This window comes from Paragemmobacter amnigenus (assembly GCF_009908265.2).
Lineage (GTDB): Bacteria > Pseudomonadota > Alphaproteobacteria > Rhodobacterales > Rhodobacteraceae > Paragemmobacter > Paragemmobacter amnigenus.
On sequence record NZ_JAAATX020000008.1, the window covers coordinates 172,328 to 184,756 of the forward strand.

Below are 12,429 nucleotides of genomic sequence, written 5' to 3' on the forward strand. Positions count from 1 at the left end.
GGCGGCAGGATCAGGATCGCGCGGAAATCGTCGACATGGGTCAGCGTGGTCCCCGTCGCCACCTCGGCCCCGCCGTCATCCCGTCGGACCGACTCCACCGCCGCGCGACAGTTCCGCCGCCCCCATCCGCCCCCGTGAATTACGTATTCTACGTCATCCGCATCCGCGCCAGCGCCGCCGCCCTGACCCGTGCCATGCCTGCCGCCCCTTCCGGCGTCACCGCGCGGAACTCCACCGTGTCATGCGGGCGCAACTGGACAAAGCCATCCAGCTCCGCCCCTGCCAGCGTTGCGATCTTGGGATAGCCCCCCGTCGTCTGGTGATCGGCCAGCAGCACCGTCGCCACCCCGTCCCCCGCCACCTGCACCGCCCCGCGCAGCACGGGTTCCGACGGGATGCCCAGCGCCCCCTCGGGCGCCAGCGACGGGCCGCGCAGCCGCACGCCCATCCGGTCATAGGCATCCGTCAGCCGGAACGCGTCGCCCAGCAGCCTGTCGATCTGACCCGACGCGAAGAACCGCTCCTGCGGGCCGATGACCACGGCCACCTCGTCGCGCGACCGCGCCCAGACCGGACAGGGCAGATCGCGCGCAGGCAGGACGCGCGCCTCCTCGACCACCAGCCGCCGACCCGCCGCCACCGCCCCGCCCCCCAGCCCCGACAGCGCATGGGTGGCCGCACTGCCCAGCCATTCCGGCACGACCAGCCGCCCCGCCGGGGCCAGCACGCACCACGCCCCCCATGGCCCGCGCCGGACCGACAGCCGCTCACCCTCGGTCAGGGTCACCACCGACCACGACCCGCAGCGCAGGGCCCCCGCCTGCACCACGAACCCGCCCCCGGCGATGGCCAGCGACAGCCGCCCCTCCTCGACCTCCAGCACCAGCCCGCCCAGCGACACCTCCACCGCCGCCGCGCCCGCGGGGTTTCCCGCCGCGCGATTGGCCAGCGCCAGCGCCACGCGGTCCATCGCGCCGCTCGCCGGTACGCCAAAGCGCATCAGCCCCGCGCGCCCGCCATCCTGCACCGAACAATGCGGCCCCGCCTCGACCACCCGCAGCACCGCCCGCGCCATCACGCCCGCTCCGCCCTGTGGAAGTCGTCCAGCCCGACGCGGCGGAACCGCACGCGGTCGCCCACGTCGAACAGGAAGGGCCGCGCCGCATCCCCCGTCAGCACCCGCGTGGGCGAACGGCCGACGATCCACCACCCCGTCGGCATGGTCAGCGTCGTCACCAGACATTGCCTGCCCGCGATGATGACCGACCCCGCCGCCACCCCCCGCACCGGCGCGGCCTTGCGCGGCAGGCGCAGGCTTTCGTCCAGACCCGACAGATAGGCATAGCCGGGCGAGAAGCCGTACATCGCCACGCGATATTCCCCCGCCAGATGCGCGGCAATCACCGCCTCTTCGTCCAGACCGGTCTGCGCCGCGACCGCCGCCAGATCGCGCCCGAATTCCCCGTCGTAACAGACCAGAACCTCGCGCTCCGCTCCGGACACCGCCGCCGCGCCCGCCACGGCCAGCCGGTCGCGCAGGTCCGCCCTGACCGCCGCATGGTCCGTCACCATCGGATCGAACACCACCAGCAGGTTCACCAGCGCGGGCACCACCTCCACCTGCCCCGCCACCGGATCCGTCGCCAGCGCATGGTCCAGCGCCCAGACCCGCGCCTGCACCTCGTCCCCCGCGCGCGCGCCCAGTTCCACCAGAACCGCACGGTCAGAAACGCAAACCAGCCGCGGAAAATCCATCAGCCGCCCGCAAAGGGGCGCAAGCTCACCCCCGCCCCCTCGAGCCGTGCCCGCAGCGTGCGCGCCATCTCCACCGCCGCCGGATTGTCGCCATGCACGCAGATCGACCCCGCCGCCAGCGCCACCTCGCCCCCGCCCAGCACGGGAATCCGCCCCGTCTCCAGAAACCGCAGCATCCGCTCTGCCGCCGCGTCGGGATCGTGCAGTACCGCCCCCGCCTGCGACCGCGGCACAAGCTGGCCATTGGCCTGATAGGCGCGGTCGGCAAAGACCTCGGACACCACATCCAGCCCCGCCTTGCGCCCCTGCACCTCCAGCTCGGTCCCCGATATCGCCAGAAGCATCAGCCGCCCGGGCAAAGCCGCCACGGCCCCCGCAACCGCCGCCGCCACCTCGGCCCGCTCGGCCGCCAGATTGGCCAGCGCCCCGTGCGCCTTGACATAGCGCACCGTTACACCGGCCAGCGCCGCCACGCCCTGAAGCGCGCCGACCTGCGCGGCCACCATGCGCCCGATCTCGGCGGGCGCCATCGGGATCACCCGCCGCCCGAACCCCTCGCGGTCGGCATAGCCCGGATGCGCCCCCACCACGACGCCCCGCTCGGCCGCCAGCCGCAGGGTGGCATACATCACCTCCGGATCGCCGGCATGGCCACCGCAGGCGACATTGGCGCTGCTGACGATATCCAGCATCGCCGCGTCATTTCCCATGACCCAAGGCCCGAAACTTTCGCCCAGATCGGAATTCAGATCGACCACCCGCGCCATCGCAGCCCCCTCCGACTCGGGCCGATCCTGCCTGCCCCCGCCCCGCGGCGAAAGCCCCGAAACGCCACGCGCCCGCCAAAACCCGCCAGCCCCCGCCGCGCTATTTGCGGAAGATCGACACCAGATCGGTCGGCGCCTCGGCCCGCCCGCCCAGATCCAGATGCTCCTGGATATGGCGCAGATGGTCGTCCATCAGCGCCGCCGCGCGGTCCCCGTCGCGGTCGCGGAACGATCCCAGAATGTCCCCGTGATCCTCGTCCCGGCAATTCGACACGCCCGGACTGCCGAAAATCCCGATGATCAGCGATGTGCGCGTCACCAGCTCCTTCACCATCCGCAGCGCGACCGCATTGCCCGCCACCTCGGCCAGCAGCACATGGAACTGTCCCGACAGCCGGATCGCATCGCGCCTGCGGTTTTCCGCATGGGCCTCGTTCTCCAGCCGCAGATGCTCCTCCAGCCGCGCCCAGTCGGCATCCGTCGCCCGCTCCACCGCCAGCCGCGCCACGTTCGGCTCGATCATCAGCCGCGCCTCGAACACCTCGCGCGCCTGCTCGGCCGTGGGCGAGGCGACGAAGGCCCCGCGATTGGGCAGCAATTCCACCACCTCGCGGCTGGCCAGAAGCAGAAGGCTCTGCCTGATCCGCATCCGCCCGACACCGAAGGCCTCGCACAGCGAGGCTTCCGACAGCTTCGTTCCGGGTGGCAGCCGCTGGTCGATCACCGCCTCGAAGATTCGGTCGACGATCTCGTCCTCGGCCAGCTCTTCCGTCCGGGGCTCCTCGAGCGCAGCCCCCGTGTCCATGCCCATGATCTGCCTGCCGCCATTTCCTTGTGCATCAACACTATAAACCTGCCGCCTCAACCATCAAGAAAAGAGTCGTCGGCAGTTTGCGAAGTTTTTGTTGACAATTTCGTCAACAAATCCGTCAATCATCCGACGGCGGCGAGAAATGACCGCGCAGTCCAACTGGGAGACAGCAAATGCAAAGACGCACTTTCATCGCGACGGCGGGCTTGTCGCTTGCCTTTTCGCTCACCGCATCCGTGGCCGCATGGGCCGAGAATGCCACGCTGAAGATCGGCTTCGTGGGCGTGACCTCGGGCCCGGCCGCCGCATGGGGCATTTCGAACCAGCGGTCGATGGAGACCCGCGCGGCCTGGCTGAACGAACTGGGTGGCGTGCAGATCGGTGACACCACCTACAACATCGAGATCGTCGCCTTCGACGACCAGAAAGACCCCAAGCGCGCCATCGCGGGCATGGAAAAGATGGCGCAGGACGGCATCCACTATGTCGTCGGCCCCAATGTCGATGATGGCGCCGCCGCCGTGCGCCCCGTGGCCGAACAGAACGGCATCATGTACTTCCCCTATGCCTTCCCGAAAGAGCTCTACACCGCGCCCGCATCCAACGCGATCCTCGGCATGGTGGCCAACTACCAGTCGGGCCCGGCCATCTACAAACACCTGATGGAAACCAAGGGCGTCAAGAAGGTGGCCTTCGTCGCCGCCAATGAATCCGACCCGCTCTCGCAGCGCGACTCGGGGGTCGAGGCCGCCAAGGCGCTGGGTCTTGAAGTCGTCTCGGACAGCGTGACCTATCAGGTCGACACCACCGACTTCACCCCCGTCCTGCTGCCGGTGATCCAGTCGGCCCCCGACCTGCTGGTCCTGTCGGGCGTGTCGCCCGCCAACGCCCCGCAGCTGATCCGTTCGGCACGCGAGCTGGGCTATACCGGCCTCATCTCGACCGAGACCGCGCAGGATGCGCAGGTCCTTCAGGAAGGTGCGGGCGAGCTTGCCAACGGCTTCATCTCGGTCGGAGGCGCCTCGACGCCGGAACTGGCCAGCGACGCGATGAAAGAATTCGTGGAACGCTACACGGCGATGTTCGGCGAATACAACGACGAGTCCAACACCAAGGTCTACGCGCTCGAATACATCATCGAAACGCTCAAGGCGAATCCCGCCGCGATCGACAATGTCGAGGAATTCAAGAAGACCATGGACACGTTCGAAGCCGCCAACCCCTTCATGGTGGGCGATGCGAAACTGACCTATGTCGGCACCTCCTCCTTCGGGCAGAAGCGTCAGGTCTCGGTCCCGCTGGTGGTGAACGAGTTCCAGAACGGCGCCTTCCAGACGCTCTTCGTCGCCAAGGTCGACTAAGACCTCCCCTTCCTCCATACGGCCCGGACCGGCGGATTTTCCGCCGGTCTCTCCCCGCTTGACCCCGGAGGTTCCCAATGGAACAGATTCTGGCCAACGGCCTCTACCTCGGCGCGCAATATGCGCTCATCGCCTTGGGGCTGACGCTCATCTTCTCGCTCATGAACGTGCTGAACTTCGCCCATGGGCAGATGTATGTGATGGGCGGCTTCGTGACCTATACCGTCGTGGCCCAGTTCGGCCTGCCCTTCATCGTGGGGCTGCTCGCCTCGGCGGTCGTGCTGGCCGTGATCGGGGCGGTCTGCGAGAGATTCCTGTTCCGAACCGTGATCAAGCGCTCCAAGCGCGAGGAGTCGACCATGCTCCTTGCGGCAGGGATCGCCTTCTTCCTCGACGCCGTGATCCTGCTGGTCTTCGGGGAAAAGCAGCGCGGCGTGCCCAAGATCGTGGATGGCGTGTTCAACTGGGACATGCGCCTGATCATGCCCTATGACCGCATCCTGATCGGCGCGCTGGCCATCGCCATGGTCGTGGGTTTCATCCTCTTCATGCAATATTCCCGCACCGGCCGCGCCATGCGGGCGCTGGCGCAAGATCGCATGGCCGCGCAACTGATGGGCGTCGATGTCGACCGCTACTCCATGATCGGCTTCGCGCTGGGTGCGATGCTGGCGGGGATCGTCGGCGGGCTTCTGGTCACCATCACCGGCATCAATCTGGGCATGGGCGGGCCGACCTCGGTCAAGGCGTTCCTCATGATCATGATCGGCGGCGCGGGCGTCATCTCGGGTGCCATCGCGGGGGGCTTCATCCTCGGCATGATGGAAAGCATCGGCCTGACCCTTCTCGCCGCCTATGGCGACGTCACCTATCTGGCGATCTTCGCCACCCTCCTCGTCTTCCTCGCCATCCGGCCGCAGGGCCTGATGGGCAAACCGTGGGGTTGAAACCATGACCACGCCCAAAATCCCCAACTCGGTCCCCACCAGCTTCGGCAACAGCGCGGCCAGCCGTCCCGGCAGCCTTGGCCCCGCCCGCCTCGCCGGTGTGGCAGCCTTCCTCGCCCTCGTCTTCGTCGCGGTGCCGCTGGGCATCGCCGCCTCGGGGCGCTGGGACTTCTACTACACGCTCACCTCGGTGGCGCTCCTGTCCATCGCCTCGGCGGGGGTGTGGCTCACCTTCTACATCGGGCGCATCAACATCGGTCAGGGCGCCTATGCGCTGGCGGGCGGCTATGTCTCGGCCGTCCTCATCACGCAGGTCGGGATGAGCTTCTGGCTCACCCTTCCGCTTGCGGGCCTTGCCTGCGCGGGCCTTGCCGTGCTGATCGGCCTGCCCATCCTGCGCCTGCGCGGCGTGTACTTCGCCATGGTCACGCTGGTCCTGACCGAAGTCGCCCGCCTCTCGGCCCTCGCGCTGCCCGTCACCAACGGCGCCAAGGGGATCACCTCGATCCCCCTGCCGGGCGAGCTGTCGGTCCTCGGCCTGACCATCATCCCCGACTTCGCCACGCTGGAAGACCCCAAACTCGCCTTCTACCTCGTCGCGGTGGCGCTGATGTGCCTGTCCTACCTTGCGCTCTGGCGGATCGTGAACTCGCGCCTCGGTCATCTCTGCCGCTCGCTGCAACAGAACGAGGAACTGGCCGCCTCCATCGGCGTCAACACCGCCCATCTGCGCGTGCTGGCCTATGCCATCTCCTCCTTCTTCGGGGGCGTCGCGGGGGCGATGTTCGTGTCGATCTCGCAATCCATCTACCCCTCCAGCTTCCAGGTAGCCGACAGCGTGAACTTCATGCTCAACTGCTTCCTCGGCGGGCTGGGCTATGTCTTCGGCCCGATGCTCGGCACGCTCCTGCTCTACTTCGGCTGGGATCTCCTCTTCACCACCGGCCAGTACCAGATGCTCATCTACTCCTCGGCCATGATCGTGCTGATGCTCGTCCTGCCCAACGGCCTGCTCAGCCTCTTCGACCGCAAGGGAGGCGGCAAATGACCCCCATCCTGCAAGTCAAAGGGATCACCAAACGTTACGGCGGCCTGACCGCGGTGAACGAGGTCAGCTTCGACGTGGCCGAGGGCGAGATCCTGTCCGTCATCGGCCCGAACGGCGCGGGGAAATCCACGCTCTTCAAGCTGATCTCCTCCTTCGTCACCCCCACCTCGGGCGAGGTGCTGTTCAAGGGCGACCGCATCTCGGGCCTCGCCCCGCATCAGGTGGCCCGCAAGGGCGTCGTACGCACCTTTCAGGAAACCACCATCTTCCGGTCCATGACCGTGCGCGAGAATGTCATCGTCGCCCATCACCTGCGCTCGCGCGCCTCGCTCCTGGGCTTCTTCCTCGGTACTTCGCTTGCGCGGCAGGACGAGGCGGAATTCGGCGCCTCGGCCGACGGGATCATCGACTTCCTCGGCATGGGCGCGATCCGCGACGAGCTGGCTTCCAACCTGCCGCAGGGACATCTGCGCGCGCTCGGCATGGCCATCGGCCTTGCCACCAACCCGCGCATCCTGCTTCTGGACGAACCCTTCGCCGGCATGAACCATGACGAGACGATGCGGATGGTCGGCCTCGTCCGCCGCCTGCGCGACGAACGGGGCGTGACGGTGCTTCTGGTGGAACATGACATGCCGGCGGTGATGAAGATCTCCGACCGCATCGTCGTGATCAACTTCGGCCAGAAGATCGCCGAAGGCACCCCCGCCGAGATCCAGTCCAACGAAAAGGTCATCGAAGCCTATCTGGGCAGCGAAGACGCCGCGATCGGGATGTAAGCCATGGGCCAGATGCTGAACTTCGACAATGTCGAACTGTTTTACGATCACGTCTACGCGCTCAAGGGCGTCTCCATCGACCTGAACGAGGGCGAGACGGTCGCGCTCATCGGCGCGAACGGGGCGGGCAAATCCTCGATCCTGCGCGCCATCACGGGCCTGCGGAAGATCAAGTCGGGCCGGATCGACTTCATGGGCGAACGGCTGGACGGCACCGCCCCCGCCGACATCGTCCGCAAGGGCATCGCCATGGTCCCCGAGGGGCGGCGCGTCTTTCCCTTCATGTCGGTCAAGGACAACCTGCTGATGGGCGCCTTCACCCGCAGCGACAAGGCCGACATCGCCCGCACGCTCGACAGCATCCTGACCCGCTTCCCGCGGCTCAAGGAACGCTACAACCAGCAGGCGGGCACCCTCTCGGGGGGCGAACAGCAGATGATGGTGATCGGGCGCGCCCTGATGGCCAAGCCGCGCCTGCTGCTTCTGGACGAACCCTCGCTGGGGATCGCGCCGAAACTGGTACAGGACATCGCCCGCGCCATCGTGGCGATCAGCCGCGATGAAAAGGTGTCGGTCCTGCTGGTGGAACAGAACTCGCGCATGGCGCTGTCGATCTCGAACCGCGCCTATGCGCTTTCCACCGGATCGGTCGTGCTGTCGGGCGAGTCCAAGGCGCTGATGAACGACGACCGCATCAAGGCCGCCTATCTCGGCGGCGAGGTCTGACATGCGCATCCTTCTGCTGAACCCCAACACCACCGCCTCGATGACCGAAAAGGCCGCCGCCGCCGCGCGCCGCGTCGCCTCGGCCGGGACCGAGATCGTGGCGCGCAACCCCGCCCGCGGCCCCGCCTCGATCGAAGGCTACTATGACGAGGCGATGAGCCTTGCCGGAATGCTCGACGTCATCCGCACCACGCCCGACGTGGACGCCGTCGTAATCGCCTGCTTCGACGACACCGGCCTCGACGCCGCGCGCTGCCTGACCGACAAGCCGGTGGTGGGGATCGGCGAGGCCGCCTATCACATGGCCTCGCTCATCTCCAACAAGTTCTCGGTCGTCACCACGCTTGCCCGTTCGGTGCCTGCGCTGGAACACAACCTGCACAAATACGGCCTGGCCTCGCGCTGTGCCCGCGTCCGGTCCTCCGAAGTCGCCGTGCTGGAGCTGGAGGAGCCGGGCAGCAACGCCTGCCAGCGCATCAGCGACGAGATCGGCCGCGCCGTGGCCGAGGACCGCGCCGAAGCCATCGTCCTTGGCTGCGCGGGCATGACCGACCTTGCCGACCAGCTTGCCGCCACGCACGGGCTGCCCGTGCTTGACGGCGTCTCCTGCGCGGTGACGATGTGCGAATCCATGGTCCGACTGCGGCTTCGCACCTCGCGTCTGGGGGGCTATGCCCCCGTTCCGGCGCACAAGCTGGCACCGGCCTGACCTCAGCACCGCAGACGGCCCGCCCTTCCGCGCGGGCCGTCCGCCCTGCCCCCGCCCTGCCCCCGTCCACGCCCTGCGGGTCAGCTCAGCGCAAGCAACCGCGCGATGCCCACCGGCGGCTCGGGGCAGAAGGGCAGCAGATACATCCGCCGTGCCAGCCCGTCCCTGATGCGCGCCACCTGCGCGGCCTCGCCCCTGATCCGCCGCAGCAGCAGCGGATCCGCCGTTCCCGTCCGCGCCAGCGACCGGTTCACCACCCAGGCCCAGGGTTCGATCTGCGCCCGCCGCAGATCGTCCTGCAATCCCGCCGCCTCTGAAACAGGCGTCGTCTCGGGCAGCGCGACAAGGATCACCTTCGTGTAATCGGGGTCCTGCAACCGCATAAGCGGCGTGACGATCCGCCCCTGCACCGGTCCCATGTCCTGCGTCATCTGGCGGTGATAGGCCCCCGTCGCATCCAGCAGCAGCAGCGTATGCCCCGTCGGCGCGGTGTCCATCACGACAAAGGCCCCCCGCGCCTCGGCCACGAGACGCGAAAAGGCATGGAACACCGCCACCTCCTCGGTGCAGGGCGAGGCAAGGTCCTCGCGCATCAGCGCACGGTCTGCCTCGTCCAGATCGCGCCCCTTGGTCGCCAGCACCTTCTCGACATAGCGCGCGGTCTCGGCCACGGGGTCGATCCGGTCGACCACCAGCCCCTCCAGACTGCCCTCCACCACCAGCGCCACATGCGCCGCCGGATCGGTCGTGGTCAGATGCACCTTGTGCCCGCGCTTGACCAGCCCCACGGCCACGGCGGCGGCAACGGTGGTCTTGCCCACACCGCCCTTTCCCATGACCATGACCAGCCCCCGCCCCGCACGGGCCAGCGCGTCCACCATCGCCTCCAGCCCCGCCGCGCTGATCCCCGCAGGCATCTCTGCCGCAGCCATCCGCGGCTCGTCCACGAACAGCGCCCGCAGCGCATCCAGCCCCACCATGTCGAAGGACCGAAGCGGCACCTCCTCGCGCGGCAGCGCGGCAAGGTTCGCGGGCAGTGTCGCAATCACCGCCGCATGGTCGCGCGCCAGCCCCTCGGCCACCGCATCGCCCTTGGCCGTCGCATGGAACACCCCGTTCACCACCAGCCGCTGGTTGCCCAGACCCAGCGCGCGCAACTCCTCCGACGTGCGCCCCGCCTCGCGCACCGCGCCGCGATCCGCCCGCGTCACCAGAACGATGGCCGTCCGCGCCGGATCGGACAGCGTCTCCAGCGCCGCCCTGAACCGCTCCTCCTGCATCTTCAGCCCCGAATGCGGCCCCAGACAGGACGCGCCGCGATCATTGCCGCGCAGAAAGCCCGTCCATGCCCGCGGCAGGCTCAGCAGCCGCAGCGTATGTCCCGTCGGCGCGGTATCGAAGACCACATGGTCGAACCCCTCCGCCTCGCCCGCCAGCAGGCCCACGAATTCGTCAAAGGCCGCGATCTCGATCGTGCAGGCACCCGAAAGCTGCTCGCGCACACCCGCGCGCTCCGCCTCGGTCGCGCTGGGATCCATCTGGTCCATCACGCGCGAGCGGTAGGCCTCGGCCGCGCGGTCGGGATCGATATTCATGGCGTAAAGCCCGGACGCGCCCGGCACCGCCTTCGGCCGGTCCGACAGCGCGACCTCCAGCATCTCGTCCAGATTCGACGCGGGGTCCGTGCTGACCAGCAGCACCCGCCGCCCCCGATCCGCCAGCGCCAGCGCCACCGCGCAACTCAGCGACGTCTTTCCCACCCCGCCCTTGCCCGTAAAGAACAAGAACCGCGCCGGATCGTCCAACAGTCCCGTGGCCATGAAATGCCTGCCCCCCGTTTTGCCGTCCCACCATCGCAGCACGGCGCGGGCGCGGCGATGACCTGCATCAACCCCGCCGCCGCCGCAGACCGCCCCTAGCCGTTGGGCAACCGGAAATCCTCGCCCCGGCTCCCGGCCATGACAAAGCGCCCGTTGGGCAGGTCATTGCCGTCCAGCTTCCACGCGATCTCCTCCGGCGTCAGGTTGTAATGCCGCCACCGCGCCTCGAGACGCGCGCGCAGCACCGCCTCGGGCACATCGACCAGAACCGCGACATCGAAAAGCGGTCGCAACCGCGCCCATGGCTCCTGCCCCAGAAGCAGGTAATTCCCCTCGACGATGATCACCGGCGTCGCGGCGGAAATCATCCGCGCGCCTGCGCGGGCGATCTCGATATCGCGGTCGAAGACGGGGACGGCGACGAAGGCCTCGTCCCTGTCCCTGATCCGGCGCAGCGTGTGGTAAAGCCCGCCCACATCGAATGTCTCGGGCGCCCCCTTGCGCGGGCGCAGACCGGCCGGCACCAGATGCAGGTCGTCATAGTGATAGCCATCCATCGGCAGGACCGCCGCCATCCCCGCCTGCCGCGCGTTCAGCCGCTCCGCCAACCCCTCGGCCACGGTCGATTTTCCCGATCCGGGCGCCCCGGCCAGCGCGGCGATCACCCGCCTGCCCCCCGCCGCCCGCTCTGCCAGCAGACCCGCCAGCGCGTCCAGATCGATCGTCCCGCTCATCGCGCCCCCCCGATCAGCCCGTATTGCCGCGCCTTGTTGCGAAGGAAGGGCAGGCCATTGTCCATCACCTCCTCGAAGTTCCGCGCCACGGGTCGCCACACGGCAAGGCCATAGGCCACCTCGGGCGGCATGTTGACGAAACTCTCCATCGCCAGCCCGCCCCGGAACCCGATGGCCGCCAGCGTCGCATAGACCTCGTCCCAGTCGCAGGTCCCCTCGCCGGGCGTGCCGCGGTCGCTCTCGGACAGGTGGATATAGCGCAGATGCTCGCGCGCATCGAGGATGCCGTTCCCCGCGCCCTTCTCCTCGATATTCATGTGATAGGTGTCCAGATGGATGAAGATATTGTCCGCCCCCACCTTCTCGATCAGCCATTTCGCCTGCCATCCGGTGTTCAGCAGATGGTTCTCGTAGCGGTTCACCGGCTCGATCCCGAAGGCGATTCCCAGCGCCTTGGCATGTTTCGCCGCCGCCTCCAGCGCGCGGGCGATGTTGTCATATTCCGCAGGGGTCGGCGGCAGGCCGGTGCGCTGGCCGATCCCGCCATAGGTCACGCCCGACAACGCCTCGCAACCCATCTCGGCCGTCTTGTCCATGGCAAGTTTCAGATGGTCGATCGCCGCGTCCGGATTGACCGAGGCCCAGGCCCGTTCGGGCAGGCCCAGCGAACAGACCCCGCGCAGCCCGTGCCGTTCCAGCAAGGCGCGCGTGTGTCGCGTGTCGACGCTCTCGGGCGACAACAGCGCGATCTCGATGAAATCCATCCCGTAACGGACCGCCCCGTCGATGGCCCGCTCGGCCCCCGCGCGGTCCCAGCTCATGGTCCACATGCTGGTGTGGACGCCGAACCCTTCCATCCCCCGATCCTCCCCTTCACCGTCGGCCTGCCGCGCGCACATCCGGCGGACGCCGCCTTGGCAAAAGGTGAAGCAGAGCCGCCACGAAGGCAACCACCGGCTTGGCCCGCGCGGG

13 protein-coding genes are annotated in these 12,429 nt (G+C 68.2%); 6 read left to right on the forward strand and 7 right to left on the reverse strand.

Annotated features, from left to right (window positions below):
• Nucleotides 1-148: 148 nt before the first annotated feature.
• The 4 genes from GU927_RS12775 to GU927_RS12790 form a co-directional block, all read right to left on the reverse strand.
• Nucleotides 149-1,075: a 5-oxoprolinase subunit C family protein gene (locus tag GU927_RS12775; protein ID WP_161762834.1), complete on the reverse strand. Its 927-nt coding sequence runs from the start codon at nt 1,073-1,075 to the stop codon at nt 149-151.
• Nucleotides 1,075-1,755 carry a 5-oxoprolinase subunit B family protein gene (locus GU927_RS12780; RefSeq protein WP_161762835.1) on the reverse strand — a complete coding sequence of 227 codons (681 nt, stop codon included), beginning with the start codon at nt 1,753-1,755 and terminating at the stop codon, nt 1,075-1,077. Before GU927_RS12780 ends, GU927_RS12775 begins: the two co-directional genes overlap by 1 nt.
• Complete coding sequence (locus GU927_RS12785) at nt 1,755-2,522, reverse strand: LamB/YcsF family protein (RefSeq protein ID WP_161762836.1); 768 nt, start codon at nt 2,520-2,522, stop codon at nt 1,755-1,757. Before GU927_RS12785 ends, GU927_RS12780 begins: the two co-directional genes overlap by 1 nt.
• 100 nt (nt 2,523-2,622) lie before the next feature.
• The gene (locus GU927_RS12790; RefSeq protein WP_161762837.1) at nt 2,623-3,333 is read right to left on the reverse strand and encodes a GntR family transcriptional regulator; all 711 of its coding nucleotides are present in this window, start codon (nt 3,331-3,333) and stop codon (nt 2,623-2,625) included.
• A 173-nt stretch (nt 3,334-3,506) separates the two neighbouring features.
• On the opposite strand from GU927_RS12790, the gene GU927_RS12795 reads away from it, so the two are divergent.
• The 6 genes from GU927_RS12795 to GU927_RS12820 all read left to right on the forward strand — a co-directional run bounded on the left by GU927_RS12795 (nt 3,507) and on the right by GU927_RS12820 (nt 8,903).
• Entirely contained in the window at nt 3,507-4,694 is a 1,188-nt protein-coding gene (locus GU927_RS12795; RefSeq protein ID WP_161762838.1) for an ABC transporter substrate-binding protein, read from the forward strand.
• A gap of 77 nt (nt 4,695-4,771) precedes the next feature.
• Entirely contained in the window at nt 4,772-5,641 is an 870-nt protein-coding gene (locus GU927_RS12800) for a branched-chain amino acid ABC transporter permease (RefSeq protein ID WP_161762839.1), read from the forward strand.
• 4 nt (nt 5,642-5,645) lie between these two features.
• The gene (locus tag GU927_RS12805; RefSeq protein WP_161762840.1) at nt 5,646-6,689 is read left to right on the forward strand and encodes a branched-chain amino acid ABC transporter permease; all 1,044 of its coding nucleotides are present in this window, start codon (nt 5,646-5,648) and stop codon (nt 6,687-6,689) included.
• Entirely contained in the window at nt 6,686-7,468 is a 783-nt protein-coding gene (locus GU927_RS12810; protein ID WP_161762841.1) for an ABC transporter ATP-binding protein, read from the forward strand. Before GU927_RS12805 ends, GU927_RS12810 begins: the two co-directional genes overlap by 4 nt.
• A 3-nt stretch (nt 7,469-7,471) precedes the next feature.
• The gene (locus GU927_RS12815) at nt 7,472-8,194 is read left to right on the forward strand and encodes an ABC transporter ATP-binding protein (protein ID WP_161762842.1); all 723 of its coding nucleotides are present in this window, start codon (nt 7,472-7,474) and stop codon (nt 8,192-8,194) included.
• A 1-nt stretch (nt 8,195) separates the two neighbouring features.
• Entirely contained in the window at nt 8,196-8,903 is a 708-nt protein-coding gene (locus GU927_RS12820; RefSeq protein WP_161762843.1) for an aspartate/glutamate racemase family protein, read from the forward strand.
• A gap of 80 nt (nt 8,904-8,983) precedes the next feature.
• On the opposite strand, the gene arsA is transcribed toward GU927_RS12820, so the two are convergent.
• From arsA to GU927_RS12835, 3 genes are all read right to left on the reverse strand, one after another.
• Entirely contained in the window at nt 8,984-10,723 is a 1,740-nt protein-coding gene (arsA, locus tag GU927_RS12825; protein WP_161762844.1) for an arsenical pump-driving ATPase, read from the reverse strand.
• A gap of 95 nt (nt 10,724-10,818) precedes the next feature.
• Nucleotides 10,819-11,457: a nucleoside/nucleotide kinase family protein gene (locus GU927_RS12830; RefSeq protein WP_161762845.1), complete on the reverse strand. Its 639-nt coding sequence runs from the start codon at nt 11,455-11,457 to the stop codon at nt 10,819-10,821.
• Nucleotides 11,454-12,314, reverse strand: coding sequence for a sugar phosphate isomerase/epimerase family protein (locus GU927_RS12835; protein WP_161762846.1), 861 nt, complete (start codon nt 12,312-12,314; stop codon nt 11,454-11,456). Before GU927_RS12835 ends, GU927_RS12830 begins: the two co-directional genes overlap by 4 nt.
• Nucleotides 12,315-12,429: the final 115 nt, after the last annotated feature.

Coding starts and splice junctions, on each gene's coding strand:
- GU927_RS12775 (WP_161762834.1), bottom strand. CDS start 1,075: ATGGCGCGGGCGGTGCTGCGGGTGGTCGAGGCGGGGCCGCATTGTTCG.
- GU927_RS12780 (WP_161762835.1), bottom strand. CDS start 1,755: ATGGATTTTCCGCGGCTGGTTTGCGTTTCTGACCGTGCGGTTCTGGTG.
- GU927_RS12785 (WP_161762836.1), bottom strand. CDS start 2,522: ATGGCGCGGGTGGTCGATCTGAATTCCGATCTGGGCGAAAGTTTCGGG.
- GU927_RS12790 (WP_161762837.1), bottom strand. CDS start 3,333: ATGGGCATGGACACGGGGGCTGCGCTCGAGGAGCCCCGGACGGAAGAG.
- GU927_RS12795 (WP_161762838.1), top strand. CDS start 3,507: ATGCAAAGACGCACTTTCATCGCGACGGCGGGCTTGTCGCTTGCCTTT.
- GU927_RS12800 (WP_161762839.1), top strand. CDS start 4,772: ATGGAACAGATTCTGGCCAACGGCCTCTACCTCGGCGCGCAATATGCG.
- GU927_RS12805 (WP_161762840.1), top strand. CDS start 5,646: ATGACCACGCCCAAAATCCCCAACTCGGTCCCCACCAGCTTCGGCAAC.
- GU927_RS12810 (WP_161762841.1), top strand. CDS start 6,686: ATGACCCCCATCCTGCAAGTCAAAGGGATCACCAAACGTTACGGCGGC.
- GU927_RS12815 (WP_161762842.1), top strand. CDS start 7,472: ATGGGCCAGATGCTGAACTTCGACAATGTCGAACTGTTTTACGATCAC.
- GU927_RS12820 (WP_161762843.1), top strand. CDS start 8,196: ATGCGCATCCTTCTGCTGAACCCCAACACCACCGCCTCGATGACCGAA.
- arsA (WP_161762844.1), bottom strand. CDS start 10,723: ATGGCCACGGGACTGTTGGACGATCCGGCGCGGTTCTTGTTCTTTACG.
- GU927_RS12830 (WP_161762845.1), bottom strand. CDS start 11,457: ATGAGCGGGACGATCGATCTGGACGCGCTGGCGGGTCTGCTGGCAGAG.
- GU927_RS12835 (WP_161762846.1), bottom strand. CDS start 12,314: ATGGAAGGGTTCGGCGTCCACACCAGCATGTGGACCATGAGCTGGGAC.